Genomic DNA, 15364 nt, shown 5'->3' with positions numbered 1-15364 from the left:
GCATGTATCTCGACAAATTCAAGCTCGATAAAAAGATCGCCGTGGTGACGGGCGCCGCGCGCGGTATCGGGTTCGCCACGGCCGAGGCGCTGGCGGAAGCCGGCGCGCTCGTGGTCCTCACCGACATGAACGCGGAGTTGCTGGATAAAGCTGCGGCAGACCTTGCGGCGAAGGGGTATCGCGTTGAAACCGAATTGCTCGATGTCACCGATTCGAGCGCGGCGCAACGCGTGAATGACGCAGTGGTCGCGCGGCATGGGCGCGTGGACGTGCTCGTGAACAACGCGGGTATCGCGATCTCGAATCATCCTGCCGAAACCATGTCGGACGAAGTCTGGAACAAGGTGATCGACGTTAATCTCAACGGCGTGTTCTGGGCGTGCCGCGCATTCGGCAAAGGCATGCTTGCGCGAGGCGCGGGCAGTATCGTGAACGTGGGGTCGATGTCGGGGTTCATTGTCAATCGTCCGCAGGAACAGGCGAACTACAACGCGTCGAAGGCGGGCGTACATCACCTTACGCGGTCGCTTGCGGCCGAATGGGGCGCGCGCGGCGTGCGGGTGAATGCGGTTGCGCCTACGTATATCGATACCGAGATGAATACCTACGTGTATCAGAACAAGGAAATGTTCGACAAATGGGTGGGCGGCACGCCCATGAACCGGCTCGGACGCATGGACGAAGTTGCGTCGGTGATCCTGTTCCTCTCAAGCGATGCATCGAGCCTCATGACGGGATCGATCGTGCTCGCCGATGGCGGTTATGTCTGCTGGTGACGTGCAGCTGCTGACCGAGACTTTTTCCACGTCCTTGCGCGAACGGCTGGCCGATTCCAGCGCGGCGCCTCGTCATGGCGAAGTCGTGTTGTACTGGCTCGGGCAGGCTGGATTCGTGATCGAGTCTGGCGGCTTCAGGATGTTGATCGATCCGTATCTCTCGGACTCGCTCGCGGAGAAGTACAAGGGCACGAAGTTTCCTCATACACGAATGATGGCAGCGCCGGTCTTGCCCGATGAGCTCGACCGGCTGGATGTCGTGTTGTGCACGCATCGGCACACGGATCATATGGACCCCGGAACATTGCAGCCGCTTGGCCGGCAGTTCCAAAATCTCAGGTTCGTGGTTCCCGCAGCGGTCGTCGATGAAGCAATCAAGCGGTGTGGCGTTGACAGCGAACGTCTGGTTCCGGTGAACGCGGGCGAGCGGATCGAGGTCCTTCCCGGCTGCTTCGTATCGCCGATTGCGTCCGCGCACGAGTCGCTGGATCGGGACGCCGAGGGGCGCTATCCGTGGCTGGGCTACGCGATAGAAGCAAGCGGATTGCGTATGTATCACTCGGGCGATTGCGTGCCGTATGCTGGGCTCGATGAAGCAGTGTCGGCGTTCGAGCCGCACGTGGCGCTGCTGCCCGTGAACGGTCGCGATGCCGAGCGCAGCGGCAATGGCGTGCCCGGAAACTTCACGCTCGACGAAGCTGTTGCGCTCGCCAAAAACAGTGGCGCCCGGGCATTGATTGCGCATCATTATGGCTTGTTCGATTTCAATACTATCTCTGCCGATGTCATCGATCAGCGTATAGAGCTTGAGGCAAGCGGTCGCTCAACCCTGTTGCGTGCGCAAACCGGCTTGGCCTGGCGTTTGAAGCGCGCAAGCCAGCCAGGGGCGATCGTTTAAAGCGCACGACTTTGCTGCGCTGCGCTTTTGCTTGCGCTTGCCTCATTGCTTCATCGTGCCCGTGGCTGCGCCGCCTGATGCGCCTTGCGGCGACATTGCTTTCTGCCGTTGTTGCATCAGCGATCCCTGATTACCCGATGTGCTGGTTCCTGCACTTGCGGGCTGACCCATCGCTTCGCCTGCGCTTGCGGGATTGCCCTGTGTGGCTGTTCCGCTGTTCGCCGTACTTTTGTTCCCGCTGTTTTGCGCATAGACACACGTGCTTCCAATACCCGCAAGCAGGCATGCTGCCACGATCATGGTCTTCATGATTTTCTCCAAATGTTCTTCAGGTTTGGACAGCGCCGCTCGCGCTGCATTACATCTTTCATTCAGCATCCGATGTGCCCAATCGGCGTCAAGGCGTGATGAGTTGCAATGCAGCAGCGCAGGCACAAGGTGTATCGAATGCTGTGACAGTCTGTTTCCCGGCCGCTGAATTCAAGGCGCTCTTGTTACTGTTACCAAGGTTCTCATAGCTCGGTATGACTTATGCATGGCCTGATCGGCGCGTTGATTCCGGCATGGTGCCGCCGTGCGAATGGAGACCCGATAGATGGCTTTTGACGAGCACCTGCAGGATTGGCGCGAGAGTGCGTTGCGCGTCGAACAGAGCGTGGCAAAAGCCGTGATCGGGCAGCGCGAGACTGTTCGCCTCATCAACGTAGCGCTGTTTGCGCGTGGACATGTGCTGCTCGAAGGCGGTGTCGGGGTCGGGAAAACCACGGTGCTGCGGGCGTTCTCTCGTGCTATTGGCGGGGATTTTGGACGGGTTGAAGGCACCATCGACATGATGCCGGGCGATCTCGTCTACCACACCTATGTGGATGCCGGGGGCCAGCCGCGGATCGATCCCGGGCCTTTGCTGCGGCACGGCGAAAGGCTGACCACATTCTTCTTCAACGAGATCAACCGCGCCCGGCCGCAAGTGCAATCGCTCCTGCTGCGCGCAATGGCCGAGCGTTCCGTCTCGGCGTTCGACCGGGAATATCGTTTTCCGCACATGATCGTGTTCGCCGACAGGAACAAGGTCGAGCGCGAGGAAACGTTCGAGCTGGCATCGGCGGCACGCGACCGGTTTCTCTTCGAGCTAAGCATGCCGACGCCGTCCGACCCGGAGGTGCGCCGCGCGCTGGTGTTCGATCCTGTTTTCCACGATGTCGACGCACTGCTCGAGCAAGTCACGCCGGGCGTGGTCCGGTGGGAAGAACTGAACAGCATTGGCGCGGACATTCAGCGCAGCGTGAGCGCCAGCGCGACTATCGAGCGCTACGTGCTCGACATCTGGCAGGCGACTGAAAACCCGCAACACTTCGATATCGCGCTGGATAACGTCGACATGCAGCGGCTCATTCTCGTTGGTGCGAGTCCGCGCGGCATGAGCGCCATGCTGCGGGCCGCGCGCGTGATTGCGTGGCTCGCAGGCCGCTCGCATCTGATTCCCGAGGATATTCACGCGGTCTTGCTGCCCGCGCTCGGTCATCGCGTGTTCTTCACGCCTATTTACGAGTTGCGCCGGCAGGAACTCGCGGAAGCATTGATTGCGCAGATCATGGCAAAAGTCGCGGTGCCTTGAAATCATGAATACATTCAGCGCGATGCCAGAATTTCACTACCGCTTGCCGATGCGCGCCGGTGGATCGCGTCCTGGCTCGCATCCGGGTTCGAGCTTCGGCGCGGGTCAGGCATTCGCCATGCACGCGCGCCTGTTCGATCACCCGGACCCGCGCCGCATGGATTTGCGCGCGAGCATGCGCGCCATTCCCGCCGAATGGCTCGTGCGGGTTCATCTTCAAAGAGTCGCAGTGCCGGTTTATGTGGTTATCGACGTATCCGCGTCCATGCATTTCGGGCTGCTTAAGACGAAGCTGGACGTGGCGGCAGATTTTGTCGAAGCGCTGGGATATAGCGCTTTTCGCGCGGGAGACCAGGTTGGCATGCTCGCCTTCGACGCAACCGAGCGCGAAGAACTGTATTCACCGGCGCGCTACGGTCAGGGAGTGGGCGACGTTTTGGCCAGCCTGCTGCGGGAGGCCGCGCGGATGCCGGGCGTGGCGGGCGGTATCGATGGACTTGAGAAGTCGGTCGCGAAACTGGCGGGGCGGCAGGGCATTATTTTTATTGTGTCGGACTTTCACTGGCCGCTCACGCGCTTGCCGAAGGTGCTCGATACGCTGACGCATGCCTACGTCATCCCGATGATCGTCTGGGATCGCGCGGAGACCGAGCCGCCCGGTCACGGCTCGCTGCTGAGCGTGGACGACGCTGAAACGGGTGACCGGCGAACCCTGTGGTTGCGCGAAAAAACGCGTCAGGACTGGCGTGCGGGCGTGCTGCGCCGGCGCGCCGAAATAAACAGTCTCTTCGACAAACGCGGCTTGCGGCCCTTCTACATTGAAGGAGCATTCAGCGCAGAAGCGTTGTCGCGATACTTCCTGGAAGCAGCCGCATGAGATTTTTCGCGCGCGGGCTGGCCGCCATCACTCTCTGCTCGATTGCATTGACAATGCAGGCCGCCACCGTCGAGCAGCCGCGCGCCTTCGGACATGTGATTGGGGACGTCCTGACGCAACGCATCTTGCTCCCGTCAAAGGGCAACGTGGCGATGCCATCGACCGGGCGTGCCGGCGTCTGGTTCGAGCGGCACAATCCCCGGATCGAACACGACGCGCAAGGCCGCGCGTGGCTCACGATCGACTACCAGATCACCAATGCACCGCAAGCGCTGACTACCGTCATGCTGCCATCGCTGACGTTGAACGTACCCGGCGGCAGTGCGTTGCAGGTGCCCGAGTGGCCCGTGAGCGTGAGTCCGTTGACGCCCCAGACGGCGTTTTCGACAGGCGATCTTCAGGCGCTGCGGCCTGACCGGCAGGCGTGGGTTGCTGGAACCGCGCCGCTGCGCCGGCAGATGACGTGGGCGCTCGGTGTGCTCGCGCTCACGCTTCTGGCGTGGTTCGGCTGGTGGCAATGGCGTAATCGCCGCGATGCAGAACGCCTGCCGTTCGCGCGCGCATGGAACGAGATGCGGGGCTCGAAGGACGATGGAAAGAATAGGGGCGCGCGCGATTGGCTGTGTTTGCATCGTGCGTTGAATGAGACGGCAGGGCAGGTCGTGCATGCGGGAACGCTTGCCGCGTTGTTCGCGAAGGCGCCTTATTTGCGGCCCATGCAAGCGCAGCTTGAACGCTTCTACCAGCACTCCGGGGAGCGGTTTTTTGCATCGCGTGAACTCCCTTTGTCCGATGCCGAATTCTCCTTACCGGACTTATGCCGCTCGCTTTATCGCGCACAAAGGCGGCAGCAGCGATGACGTCGCCTGTCGATTTCGCTCAGCCCTGGGCACTCGTGCTCTTGCCGCTCGCGCTCTTGCCTCTGCTGCGCCGGCGAGGCGATACGCTCAGCTTTTCGTACATTGGATGGCTGCCGGCCGATCAGGTTGGACGCGCTGTGGGATGGCTGTGGAGAGCATGCGCCATGCTGACCATTCTTGCCATTGTCGTAGGGCTGGCGGGTCCGGGCCGCTCCAACCTGAGCGCGTTGCGCACCGGTACGGGCGCCGAAATCCTCATTCTCATGGACCGCAGTTCGAGCATGGACGACGCAATGGGTGGACAGCCCATCGATTCGCGCGGCATGTCGAAGAACGAAGTGGCGCGGCGTTCGATCAGCCGTTTCGTCGACGAACGTCCCAACGATCGCCTCGCTTTCATGATGTTCGGCATCAGCCCGATCCCCGTGGCGCGCTTCACGGCGAATCACCGGATCATTCTGGATGCAATCGGCGGAACCGGCATTGGCCGTGGCATGGCGGACACGCAGCTTGATCGCGGCCTCAAGGCGGCGATCGGCCAGTTCGACGGCCGCAGCTTCGATGCGCGGCGCGCAATCGTACTCGTCTCCGACGGCGGCGCACGACTCGACGCACAAGCGCGCCGTGACATTGAAGATGGGCTTGCGCGCAATCGCATCGACCTGTATTTCATCTACTTGCGCAGCGGCGTCTATAGTCCCGACCTGCGGGCGCTGGCCGCCAGCGACGCGTCTGCGGAAGCCGAGTTGCATCGGTTCTTCCTTACGCTCAGGTCCCCGTATCATCTCTATCAGGCAAGCGATGCCGACGCAATGGCCGCCGCCATGGCCGACATCAACCGACAGCAGAAGTATCAGGTGTCGTTCGTGGAACAGTTGCCGCGCCAGGACCGGAGTTCATATTGCTTCGCGGCCGCGCTCATGTTTTGCACCTTGCTGCTTGCGCTGCATCTCATTCAGGTGAGGAGTTGGGCATGAAGCGCTCGACGGTGCACATCGCGTTCGGCGTGATCGCACTAGGTTGTGCGGTCGTCGCGGTTTATGACGCACTGCAATTGAAGCATGCAGCCGATATCGCGCAAGCAGTTGCAAACCCGCAAAGTCAAAACGTGGATGCGCCCGAAGTCCGGCTCGCGCGCGCGATGATGTTATCGAAATCACAAGCCTATGCTGACGCACAAAAGCTCTATGACGCCTTGATCCAGGACGAAAACTCGGGACGCGTCGCGAACGATGCGCTATTCGATCTGGGCAATATGTACGTGCGGCAGGCGACAGGCGAGGGCAGTGCGGGGCCGGTCAGATCGTTGCCGCTGCTCGAGCAGGCGAAGCAACGCTACAGGCAGTTGCTGCGCGTGAGCCCGGACGACTGGGACGCGCGCTATAACCTCGAGCGTGTGCTGTGGCTCGCACCGGAAGCGGCGCAGGGCGCCGACGAACCCGATGTGAAGGAACAGCACGACGTGAAGCTTCGCGGCGCGCAAGCCGAGGATCTGCCATGACGATCCGGGCGCTCGCGCGGGGCCTCGCCGGCAAACGCCAATGGCCGATTACCCTCGCGCTGCTGTTGCTGATCGCAGCCCTTGTCATGCCGCCTGTAAAGCTGCCGCGCGACAACGCCAACTACATTGTCACGTTCGACATCACGCAAAGCATGGATACGGAAGATGTCGGCAGCGGCCAGATTCCGTTGAGCCGGCTCGATTACGCGCGTGCGGCCATGCGCGAGACGCTTGGCAAATTGCCCTGTGGATCGAAGCTCGGATGGAGCATTTTCACCGGCCAGCGGACCTTGTTGTTGATGCCGCCCATTGAAGTATGCGGCAACTTCGATGCGCTGCTTTCGTCGCTCAACGAGATCAATGGGCGTATGCGCTGGACCAACTGGAGCCGCGTGGCCGAAGGTGGAATTTATTCGGCGGTGCACACGGCGGAGCAGGTCGCGATGAACAGCGCCGTGATATTTTTTACCGATGGGCAGGAAGCGCCGCCTGTGTTGCCATCGAATGACCGGGTTCGCGCGATTGCCGATAGCAAGGTGCGCGGCTGGTTGATCGGCGTGGGTGGCGATCAGCCGGTCAGCGTTCCGAAGACAGATGCGAACGGCAACAGGACAGGTTTCTGGCGTGCCGATCAGGTCATCCAGGTTCCGACAATTCCGGGCAAGCCAACTACGGCTGAGAGTCACGAAGAGTTGTCGTCGCTGCGCGGTGAGTATCTGGCTTCTGTGGCCTCGCGAATTGGTTTTGGCTATGCACGCCTGCGCGACGCTTCGTCGTTGACCAAAGCAATGCTCGATCCGAATCTGGCGCATAGCGAACCTGCGGAGACGAAGGTCAATGGATGCCCGGCATTGCTTGCGCTGCTGTTGCTGACGTGGAGGTTCCTGCCGTTACCCGCGAGGCGGGTCCCACGACGCGCAGCGCTTGCCGCAATAGCTCCGGTAGCAGCTTTGCAGACCATCAAACGAGGCAAGAGGAATCGGGAGTTGGCCTCGCGTCATATAACCACGGCGACGACTAACCCGGCTGGAACTCGTGCGTTTTCCGAATAGCGGGGGCGCTCGTGGAGAGAAGCGCCGGCATTATCTTTTTCCGGCGTTTGTTCAGGGCTGATCCAGGGCCATGTAACGCGATAGCACAGAGCGGTTGGCTGCCGCCTGGGCGACGTGCTGGAGCACGGCGTCATTCACCGCAAGATCGCGTTTATCCGGCTGACCTTTGCTGACCACTATTTCTCCGTCAACCACGGTAGCGCGCCGCAGAAACCTTTCGAGGTGCGAATTGTGATGGTTGTAATGCCGACAGAACTTTAGCGCGGTAATCGCAACTGGAAAGTTGGCATGAAATGCCCTGTTCAACGCGATGTCTTCGCCGCCGAACTCGCCGAGAAAGAGTGCGCTTTGGGGGAAACCTCCAACCAGCCAGAAAAGCGGCCTGCGCATTGCAAGATTCCAGGGCGCCGAGTACATGGCGGCGGCGTAGCGCGGATCACTGTCTTCGCAAGAAAGGTCCGCGGGCAGGCCGACGATCTCGGCACCCGATTTCACCGCTCCCCACTGCGGATTGGCCGTGAGTGCGGCTTTTGCAAACTTGTAATACCCGGGTAAGTGCTCGTCGTCGGAATCGAGAAAACACAGGATGTCGCCGGTGGCCGCAGCCGCGCCGATGTTGCGCGCGAACCCCGGCCCGCCTCGCGTCACGAGATCGATGACGCGTACTCGCGGATCGGATTGCGCGAACTGCTGTGCAATGAGCGCGCTGTTGTCGGAAGACGCGTCCACTACAACTACGAGTTCATTTAGCTCGACCTGGTTTATTGCGGAAAGAATGGCGCGAGCCAATGTGCTTGCACCATTGTGGCAACGGATAACGGTCGCTAGCGTTGGCGTATCTATTTGCTGATTCATGAGCTCAACATGTTCCGGATATCTGGCTAACTTAAATCAGCGTGCATTACGTGCTAGGCAATAATATAAATTTGAATCAGAATTGCAACGATAACACCCAAGGGAACTCCGGTAATCCTTCCGCGAATGACCGAATTCCGGTCTTCACGTAGCACAGGATTATCTTCGTCGCGTTTTTGAATAAATTTTTCTATGCACGGCTTTGTGCATACGATAATGATCGAGATGATTGCCGATATGACGATTTTCTCAATCGGCGGCATTGCTACAATAAAGGGAATATAGTCGCCGACGTAGCCGAGAAGAAGTGAAATTGCCGCAGCAACAAGCGCTCCGAGAAAAACCCCGCCCATGAATCTGTGCGCTGAATCAAGCGAATCCATTAAGACCTCCATTCCTGCTAATTCGATAAAAATTAATAGCCATATTCAACCTCGACACTTCCGGAAAAGATGCTTCCCATCTTTTCCGCGAATAAACGTCAACGATTGAGACGCTCCATACTGGAAAATCACGAATATTCGTCGGGAAACAAATGTATCGAATTATTGATCTTTGGGGCATAAGCATTGTCCTAATTTTCCGAAAAGCCCGCAGGTCGGTGATTTCGCAGAAAACAGATGGCATTTGGCGGTGCGACGGTTGAATCTCGCTTACGCCAATACTGCTTTTGGTCTGAGTCTGAAGACAATGGACAGGACAGTCACGCATTAGCCTGTGTACAGATTTGCCGCCGCAATCCCCTGCAACCACGCAAGCAGCGGCCTGAGTTTCTCGCGATATTCATTGCGCGGCGGATGCACGAGGTAATATCCCGAGCCCGATTCCAGCACACGGTCGAACGGCGCTACCAGCGCGCCGTTCGCCAGATTCTCCTGCACCAGATTCAAATCGCCCAGCGCGACGCCCATCCCGCGAACGGCTGCGCCAAACGCGAGGTCGAGCGTATCGAAGACTTGCTCCCGATACGCATGCGAAGCAAGCTCATCGCTTTCCTGCTGCAGCCATAACATCCAGCCGCGCCGCCCAAAGCTCGAATGCAGCAACGTGTGCCGTTTCAGGTCTGCCGGCGTGCGCAGCGGCGGCTCTCCGTGCGCCGTCTGCGGCGAACAGACCGGCGTCAGTCTTTCCCGCATCAGGCACGTCGCTTCCAGCCCGTCCCAACGGCCGTTGCCAAAGAGAATGGCGGCATCGAGCGTGCCTTCGCCGAAATTGGTCGGCAGGAACCACGCGGTATCTATATTGAGCTGCGTTCCCGGCACATCCTCATAAAAGCTCGGCAGGCGCGGCATCAGCCAGCGCGCGGCGAGCGTCGGCGTGACGCGCAAGGTCACTGTCTGGCCGCCCGTGCTCGTGACATGCATGGATCGGCGCGCGGTTGCCAGCAACTCTTCCACGATCGGCACCAGTCGCTGGCACGCCTCCGTCGGGACGACCATGCGGGTATGGCGCACAAAAAGCGCGCAGCCGAAATACTCCTCGATCTGCTGGATATGCCGGCTGACGGCGCTCTGGCTCAGGAACAACTGCTGTGAAGCCGCCGTGAAATTCCCGCACCGCGCAACTACGAGCAGCGACTGCAGAACATTGAACGGCGGATATCGCTCGATTTTCATTTATGCAAGTTGTGCATGGTAACCATGAGATTTTACCGTTGGTGGGCCAGAAATTGGCGTTCATAAAATCGGTGGAATGGCGTGGGCCGCTTTGCGTTTTTGATCGCTAGCCACCGCTGCAAATCATCAGTTCCGTGGAGATTTCGCATGAGTCAACACTCAGACCAGAAGGCGTTCATCAATGCCGGCAACTGATCTCGACAGACCACGCTGGCCCGATGGAAAGCGATCCTGCTTCGCACTCGCTTTCGATCTCGATGGTCCCACTGGCGACGCCATGCTCGACGGTTCGATCTGGAACAACCCGGCGTATTTCACGCTCGGCAGTTACGGCCCGTGGCGCGCCTTGGGCCGTTTGCTCGGCATGCTCGCGGAACGCAACGTACCCGCCACGTTCTTCGTGCCCGCGTGGGTCCTCGAGAACTGGCCGAAACAATGCGCGGCGATCCTGGAAGGCGGTCATGAGATCGGCTATCACGGCTACCAGCATGAAGCATTCTGGACGCTCGACCGCGATGCACAGCGCGCGGTGATGGAACGCTCGGCGCAAGTCTTCGACAAATATCTCGGCATGCGCCCGGTCGGTTTCCGCACGCCCTCGGGCGACTGGGGGCCTGACACTATCGGCGTCCTGATGGAAGCCGGCGTGCGCTATTCGAGCTCCATGCGCGGCGACGATCGTCCTTACTTCCTCCCCGCGCAACGCGGCGGTACGCCCCTGGTCGAGATCCCCGGGCGCTGGGAGATGGACGACTATGCGTCGCTTGCGTATCACCGCAATCCGAACTTCCCGGCGAGCCTGGATCGCATTGCCAGCTACGACACCACGCTCGACAACTGGCGCCGTGAGTTCGACGGTTCGCATCGCGACGGACTGTGTCTGACTACGCTGTTTCATCCGAAGGTCTCGGGCAAGCCGGGGCGCATTGCGCTGCTTGAGAGCCTGCTCGATCACATGCACGCGAAAGGCGACGTGTGGTTCGCCACGTGCCGCGACGTGGCGCAATGGTGGCACGACGAGTACGCACCCATGAATCCGAAGGAGGCCTGAGCGATGCAGGAGAAACAGGCAACACACGCTTCGCGCTGGCCGCAGGATGCGCGAAGCGCCGTGGTCGTCACGGTCGATTTCAACGATGAACACGGCATCCTTATGCAGGAGCCACGTATTGCGGGCCGGGAAAAATCGCTGTCGGTATGGCGTTATGGCGCGAAACGCGGCGTGGATCGCGTGCTTGATGCACTGGAAGAATTCGATGTCCGTTCAAGCTGGTTCGTGCCGGGCCGCGTGGCCGAGACGCATTCGGAACTGCTTGCCCGGATAGCAGGGCAGAAACACGAGATCGGCAATATCGGTTACGTGTGCGAAAACTTCGATGCGCTCACGCTCGGCCAGCAAAAGGATGTCTTCACGCGAGGGCAAGCCGCGCTTGAACACGTCACCGGCCGCCGTGCCGAAGGCTTTCGCTCGTTCACTGGAAACTGGGCGCCGGGCTTCGCGGACTTTCTCCGGGACGAAGGCGTCACATGGTCGTCGTCCTGGCGCGGCGACGATCTTCCGTACCTCCATCTGCCGGATACGGATGCCGTGCTGACCAAGCCGCCGCTTGTTGAATTGCCCCTGCACTACGAACTCGAAGACGAACCTTACTTCGCGTACAACCTCTCGCCGGCGGTGCCTGTCGGGCAGCCGCGTATCCCGTCTTATCGTGAAGTGCTTGCTAACTGGAAGCATGACTTCGCGGCGTTTCATCGTTTTGGATTGTGCTTTGTGCTGAGGCTGCATCCGGAAATTATCGGCACGGCGGGGCGCATTGACGTACTGCGCGAACTGCTCGCCCATCTCCGCTCGCACAACGATGTCTGGATTGCGACCGGTGCGGAGATGGCCGCGTGGTGGCGCGAGCGCGTCACGCGCAATGAGTCCGGTCATCCGGTTGAAGTGTATGCCCGGCACAGGCAGGAGCACGCATGAACATACGCGAATCGACCTTGTCGCAGAGACTGGCGGATTTTATCGGCGAGACTTCAGGCGACTCGCTGCCAGACGCCGTCGTGCATAAAGCAAAGCGCCATATCCTCGATACGCTCGGCGCCGCGTTGGGCGGCGCGGCGGCGGTTGAAGCGCGCAGCGCGCGTGCAGTAATGAGCATGGGAAGCGTGGGCCATGTGCGCGCATGGGGTACGTCCTCGAGCTTCAACGCGCGCGACGCCGCCTTCGTCAACGGCGTTGCGGCCCATGCCCTCGAACTCGATGACGCCGGCGGTTGCGATCATTCGGGCGCGGTTGTACTGCCCGCGGCATTCGCCGCGCTTGCCTGCACCGGGCGGCCAGTATCGGGGCGAGAATTCCTGACAGCAGTGGTGATTGGCTATGACGTCGGCCGCCGCGTGCTCGAAGCATGCGGAGGATATTCGCCGCACAACAACACCGGCTGGCATTCCACCATGACGTGTGGCGTGTTCGGCGCGGCGGCTACGAGCGCGCGTCTGCTTGGCCTCGACGCCACCGGGATTGCCGCAGCACTCGGCCACGCCGGAAGTTTCAGCGGCGGATTGTGGGGCTTCATCCATGATGCATCGCAGACAAAACGCATGCATACGGGCCGCGCGGCAGAGGGCGGATTGCTTGCCGCATTGCTCGCGCGAGAGAATATCAGTGGTCCAAAGCAGATTTTCGAGGATGTATGGGGCGGTTTTTTCAACGCCTTCGCACGCAATACGCAGCAACCCGACGCCTTGCTCGCGGATCTCGGCATTGTGTGGAAGCTAATGCGCTGTTCGATCAAACCGCACGCCGCGTGCCGAAGCACGCATGCGGCCATTGATGCCACGCTGGAGCTCTTGCAGGGGCGAGCGGCGGACCTGGACAAACTGACCGGCGTGCATGTCAACTTGAGCGCCTTCGTGAATCAGATGTGCGGTGGACGTGACCTGAATACGCTTGCGTCGGCGCAGATGAGCTTGCCATATGCTATCGCCACGGTGCTGGTCAACGGTCACGCGGGCATAAGTGCGTACCTCGATGCACAGCGTCACGACCCTCGCATTGCAGCCGCCATGCGACGTATCACGCTCGAGATCGATCCCGCCATGTCGGATCTGGACGAGCCGGTCATCACGCTCGCCATGTCCGGCGCCAAGCCGCGTTCGCAACAGGTCAACGTGCCGCTTGGCGACCCGCGCAACCCCTTTTCCGATGCAGACCTGGCTGCGAAGTTCCGCGCGCTGGCGAGCCTGACGCTTCCCGAAGCATCGGTCAACGCGATTGAAACCGCGGTGCTCGATCTCGACCATCTCGCCGATGCACGAGCGCTCGCGCAGTGGCTCGACGGCGACGCCGACGCGCGCCCTGTACTGCTCTAGGCACGCACCTCGCCATATCAAAGCGCGAAATCCGACTCAACCAGACCTTCCATACAGGGGTGACTTCCATGAAAAAGCTGAACTTGATGCGTGCCGTTTCCAGCCTGATGACCGTGTGCCTGTCGGCGTGTCTGTTGACGGGTCTGTTCGCAAGCGGCGCGAACGCGCAGGCCTTGCCCGATGCAATCATGAAGTCGAAGGTGATCAAGGTCGCGGTGAATTCCATCTATCCGCCGATGGAATACAAGGATCCAGAGAGCGGCGATCTGGTCGGTTTCGACATCGATCTTGGAAACGCGATTGCGAGGCAACTGGGTGTGAAGCTCGACTGGCAAGAGTCGGCGTTCGAACAATTGTTGCCGTCGCTGGCGACGGGTCGTGTCGACATGATCCTGAGCGGCTTGAGCGACGTCCCGGGTCGTCGCGATACAGCGGATTTTCTGGACTACCTGAATTCGGGCGCGCAGTTTTATATCCTCGCGTCGCGTGCAAACGAGATCAGGCAGGCCACGGATCTTTGCGGCAAACCGGTCGGAACGAGCCGCAGCACATCCTTCCCCGCCGATACAACCGCCTGGAGTGCGAAGCATTGCGAAGGCGCGAGCAAGGCCGCAATAGACGTAGCGGGAACCGAGGACACATCCGCGGCGCGTCTGCAGCTCAAGCAGGGCCGGATTGCAGCAGGCGTGCAGGGCAGCGAAACCCTGCCGTACGTCATGAAGCTTGAGCCGAATACGTACAAGCCGATCGGCGAACCGTTTGCGACATCGCCCGAAGGCATTGCGTTCGCGAAGTCGAATGCGAGATTGCGCGACGCCGTGCTCGGCGCGCTCAATACGTTGATCGCCAACGGGACGTACGCCGCGATTGCCGCGAAGTGGAATCTGCAATCGAGCGCGGTCAGGCAGATCACGTTGAACGGTACGACGCTTCGTTAGGGCTGCATCGGATTCGACTCGATTTCAAAAACACCGTTGAGGCGTTGCGCGAGCGCTGGATCAGCCTGCGTTACCGTGTTATTTTCATGATCTCGAAAACGCTTCGCCGCTCGCAAAAAGGAGCTTCGCCAATGACCGCATCAGCCGCCGTTCTTGCCATTCTCGCTGCGATATTGATGGGCGCCATGAGTCCGGGTCCAAGCTTTGTACTGGTCGCGCGCAACGCAATCGGCCTGTCTCGCGCCGATGGACTCGCTACCGCGCTCGGCATGGGCGTGGGCGGAGTCTTCTTTAGCGGCATCGCGCTTGCGGGTTTGTATACGCTGCTGTCGGCGGTCGAGTGGCTTTACGTGGCCTTGAAAATTGCCGGCGGGCTTTATCTGATCTACATAGCGTTCAATATCTGGCGTGGTGCATCAAGTCCGTTATCGGTGGACCAGGCGCGTTCTGCGCAGAACCGGAACCTGCGCAAGTCGTTCTTGATTGGACTCACCACGCAACTCAGCAATCCGAAGACCGCCATCTGGTATGGCAGTATTTTCGCGGCGCTCTTACCCCAACACCCGCCGCTCTGGTGCTATCTCGTTCTGCCTCCCATGCTTTTCGGAATCGAGGCTGGCTGGTACACCATCGTTGCATTGTGTTTTTCGAGCCGCCGTCCGCGGGAGGTTTATCTGCGTGGGAAGAAATGGGTGGATCGCGTTGCCGCGACGGCGGTCGCCTTGCTGGGGCTGCGGCTGATTTTTGCGGCGCACAAAGCGGGCATATGAAGTTCAATGCATCTGGAAGCCAACTTCGCGAATTCTGACGTTGAACCGCGTTGCCGCAGTTGCCGTGGCACTCACGCGGTATAGACAGGAAATTTCATGACACGGAATGAGCGGAGCGGATGCCAGGGTTTAAAATTTCACGATTCGATTTTATTTCCACCTTTTATGCGCAAAGCCCCAGTACGGCCGCCGCGAGCCAAAATTTCCGGCCGCTTTCACGTAGCCCGAATCTAAAAAGTA

The 15364-nt window shown here is 60.1% G+C and carries 17 protein-coding genes; 13 read left to right on the top strand and 4 right to left on the bottom strand.

The features are described from left to right. Positions 1-2: 2 nt before the first annotated feature. A complete protein-coding gene (locus ACRWA7_RS24905) occupies positions 3-776 on the top strand; it encodes an SDR family NAD(P)-dependent oxidoreductase (RefSeq protein WP_438392902.1) in 774 nt (257 codons plus the stop codon). Then, positions 763-1674 (top strand): MBL fold metallo-hydrolase, encoded by a 912-nt coding sequence (locus tag ACRWA7_RS24900; protein ID WP_438392900.1) that lies wholly within the window; start codon positions 763-765, stop codon positions 1672-1674. Before ACRWA7_RS24905 ends, ACRWA7_RS24900 begins: the two co-directional genes overlap by 14 nt. Positions 1675-1716: 42 nt before the next feature. Here the strand turns inward: ACRWA7_RS24900 and ACRWA7_RS24895 are convergent, their stop codons facing one another. Then, on the bottom strand, positions 1717-1983 hold the full coding sequence (locus ACRWA7_RS24895; RefSeq protein WP_438392898.1) for a hypothetical protein: 267 nt from the start codon (positions 1981-1983) through the stop codon (positions 1717-1719). Positions 1984-2269: 286 nt separating this feature from the next. Between ACRWA7_RS24895 and ACRWA7_RS24890 the strand changes: the two genes are divergently transcribed. From ACRWA7_RS24890 to ACRWA7_RS24865, 6 genes are read left to right on the top strand one after another with little or no spacing between them, the layout of a single operon-like run. Next, positions 2270-3289: an AAA family ATPase gene (locus ACRWA7_RS24890; protein WP_438392896.1), complete on the top strand. Its 1020-nt coding sequence runs from the start codon at positions 2270-2272 to the stop codon at positions 3287-3289. Between the two features lie 4 nt (positions 3290-3293). Then, positions 3294-4166, top strand: a complete 873-nt coding sequence (locus ACRWA7_RS24885) for a DUF58 domain-containing protein (protein WP_438392894.1) — start codon at positions 3294-3296, stop codon at positions 4164-4166. Beyond that, positions 4163-5026, top strand: coding sequence for a calcium incorporation protein MxaA (locus ACRWA7_RS24880; protein WP_438392893.1), 864 nt, complete (start codon positions 4163-4165; stop codon positions 5024-5026). Before ACRWA7_RS24885 ends, ACRWA7_RS24880 begins: the two co-directional genes overlap by 4 nt. After that, positions 5023-6003, top strand: a complete 981-nt coding sequence (locus ACRWA7_RS24875) for a vWA domain-containing protein (protein ID WP_438392891.1) — start codon at positions 5023-5025, stop codon at positions 6001-6003. Before ACRWA7_RS24880 ends, ACRWA7_RS24875 begins: the two co-directional genes overlap by 4 nt. Next, on the top strand, positions 6000-6527 hold the full coding sequence (locus ACRWA7_RS24870) for a hypothetical protein (RefSeq protein ID WP_438392889.1): 528 nt from the start codon (positions 6000-6002) through the stop codon (positions 6525-6527). The genes ACRWA7_RS24875 and ACRWA7_RS24870 overlap by 4 nt, the downstream gene beginning before the upstream one ends. Then, positions 6524-7579 (top strand): vWA domain-containing protein, encoded by a 1056-nt coding sequence (locus ACRWA7_RS24865; RefSeq protein ID WP_438392887.1) that lies wholly within the window; start codon positions 6524-6526, stop codon positions 7577-7579. Before ACRWA7_RS24870 ends, ACRWA7_RS24865 begins: the two co-directional genes overlap by 4 nt. A 51-nt stretch (positions 7580-7630) precedes the next feature. On the opposite strand, the gene ACRWA7_RS24860 is transcribed toward ACRWA7_RS24865, so the two are convergent. The 3 genes from ACRWA7_RS24860 to ACRWA7_RS24850 form a co-directional block, all read right to left on the bottom strand. Further along, a complete protein-coding gene (locus tag ACRWA7_RS24860) occupies positions 7631-8434 on the bottom strand; it encodes a glycosyltransferase family 2 protein (RefSeq protein WP_438392885.1) in 804 nt (267 codons plus the stop codon). Positions 8435-8487: 53 nt separating this feature from the next. Next, the gene (locus tag ACRWA7_RS24855; RefSeq protein WP_438392884.1) at positions 8488-8817 is read right to left on the bottom strand and encodes a hypothetical protein; all 330 of its coding nucleotides are present in this window, start codon (positions 8815-8817) and stop codon (positions 8488-8490) included. A gap of 327 nt (positions 8818-9144) precedes the next feature. After that, positions 9145-10050, bottom strand: a complete 906-nt coding sequence (locus ACRWA7_RS24850) for a LysR substrate-binding domain-containing protein (protein ID WP_060856195.1) — start codon at positions 10048-10050, stop codon at positions 9145-9147. A 181-nt stretch (positions 10051-10231) separates the two neighbouring features. Here ACRWA7_RS24850 and ACRWA7_RS24845 point away from each other — a divergent pair, with 181 nt between their 5' ends. The 5 genes from ACRWA7_RS24845 to ACRWA7_RS24825 all read left to right on the top strand — a co-directional run bounded on the left by ACRWA7_RS24845 (position 10232) and on the right by ACRWA7_RS24825 (position 15124). Further along, the gene (locus ACRWA7_RS24845) at positions 10232-11101 is read left to right on the top strand and encodes a polysaccharide deacetylase family protein (RefSeq protein ID WP_438392882.1); all 870 of its coding nucleotides are present in this window, start codon (positions 10232-10234) and stop codon (positions 11099-11101) included. 3 nt (positions 11102-11104) lie between these two features. After that, on the top strand, positions 11105-12025 hold the full coding sequence (locus ACRWA7_RS24840; protein WP_438392880.1) for a polysaccharide deacetylase family protein: 921 nt from the start codon (positions 11105-11107) through the stop codon (positions 12023-12025). Beyond that, positions 12022-13416 carry an MmgE/PrpD family protein gene (locus ACRWA7_RS24835; protein WP_438392878.1) on the top strand — a complete coding sequence of 465 codons (1395 nt, stop codon included), beginning with the start codon at positions 12022-12024 and terminating at the stop codon, positions 13414-13416. The genes ACRWA7_RS24840 and ACRWA7_RS24835 overlap by 4 nt, the downstream gene beginning before the upstream one ends. Positions 13417-13484: 68 nt before the next feature. Beyond that, the gene (locus ACRWA7_RS24830; protein ID WP_438392876.1) at positions 13485-14354 is read left to right on the top strand and encodes an ABC transporter substrate-binding protein; all 870 of its coding nucleotides are present in this window, start codon (positions 13485-13487) and stop codon (positions 14352-14354) included. 131 nt (positions 14355-14485) lie between these two features. Continuing rightward, positions 14486-15124 (top strand): LysE family translocator, encoded by a 639-nt coding sequence (locus tag ACRWA7_RS24825; RefSeq protein WP_060856191.1) that lies wholly within the window; start codon positions 14486-14488, stop codon positions 15122-15124. The last annotated feature ends 240 nt before the right edge of the window (positions 15125-15364 follow it).

Source organism: Caballeronia sp. DA-9 (assembly GCF_051615025.1).
GTDB classification, from domain to species: Bacteria; Pseudomonadota; Gammaproteobacteria; order Burkholderiales; family Burkholderiaceae; genus Caballeronia; species Caballeronia sordidicola.
Note: the sequence above shows the minus strand (reverse complement) of the source record. Positions and strands in the feature narration are given on the sequence as shown.

Bases quoted from the DNA above. Each gene is read 5' to 3' on its own strand.
- ACRWA7_RS24905 (WP_438392902.1), top strand. From the start codon at position 3: ATGTATCTCGACAAATTCAAGCTCGATAAAAAGATCGCCGTGGTGACG.
- ACRWA7_RS24900 (WP_438392900.1), top strand. From the start codon at position 763: ATGTCTGCTGGTGACGTGCAGCTGCTGACCGAGACTTTTTCCACGTCC.
- ACRWA7_RS24895 (WP_438392898.1), bottom strand. From the start codon at position 1,983: ATGAAGACCATGATCGTGGCAGCATGCCTGCTTGCGGGTATTGGAAGC.
- ACRWA7_RS24890 (WP_438392896.1), top strand. From the start codon at position 2,270: ATGGCTTTTGACGAGCACCTGCAGGATTGGCGCGAGAGTGCGTTGCGC.
- ACRWA7_RS24885 (WP_438392894.1), top strand. From the start codon at position 3,294: ATGAATACATTCAGCGCGATGCCAGAATTTCACTACCGCTTGCCGATG.
- ACRWA7_RS24880 (WP_438392893.1), top strand. From the start codon at position 4,163: ATGAGATTTTTCGCGCGCGGGCTGGCCGCCATCACTCTCTGCTCGATT.
- ACRWA7_RS24875 (WP_438392891.1), top strand. From the start codon at position 5,023: ATGACGTCGCCTGTCGATTTCGCTCAGCCCTGGGCACTCGTGCTCTTG.
- ACRWA7_RS24870 (WP_438392889.1), top strand. From the start codon at position 6,000: ATGAAGCGCTCGACGGTGCACATCGCGTTCGGCGTGATCGCACTAGGT.
- ACRWA7_RS24865 (WP_438392887.1), top strand. From the start codon at position 6,524: ATGACGATCCGGGCGCTCGCGCGGGGCCTCGCCGGCAAACGCCAATGG.
- ACRWA7_RS24860 (WP_438392885.1), bottom strand. From the start codon at position 8,434: ATGAATCAGCAAATAGATACGCCAACGCTAGCGACCGTTATCCGTTGC.
- ACRWA7_RS24855 (WP_438392884.1), bottom strand. From the start codon at position 8,817: ATGGATTCGCTTGATTCAGCGCACAGATTCATGGGCGGGGTTTTTCTC.
- ACRWA7_RS24850 (WP_060856195.1), bottom strand. From the start codon at position 10,050: ATGAAAATCGAGCGATATCCGCCGTTCAATGTTCTGCAGTCGCTGCTC.
- ACRWA7_RS24845 (WP_438392882.1), top strand. From the start codon at position 10,232: ATGCCGGCAACTGATCTCGACAGACCACGCTGGCCCGATGGAAAGCGA.
- ACRWA7_RS24840 (WP_438392880.1), top strand. From the start codon at position 11,105: ATGCAGGAGAAACAGGCAACACACGCTTCGCGCTGGCCGCAGGATGCG.
- ACRWA7_RS24835 (WP_438392878.1), top strand. From the start codon at position 12,022: ATGAACATACGCGAATCGACCTTGTCGCAGAGACTGGCGGATTTTATC.
- ACRWA7_RS24830 (WP_438392876.1), top strand. From the start codon at position 13,485: ATGAAAAAGCTGAACTTGATGCGTGCCGTTTCCAGCCTGATGACCGTG.
- ACRWA7_RS24825 (WP_060856191.1), top strand. From the start codon at position 14,486: ATGACCGCATCAGCCGCCGTTCTTGCCATTCTCGCTGCGATATTGATG.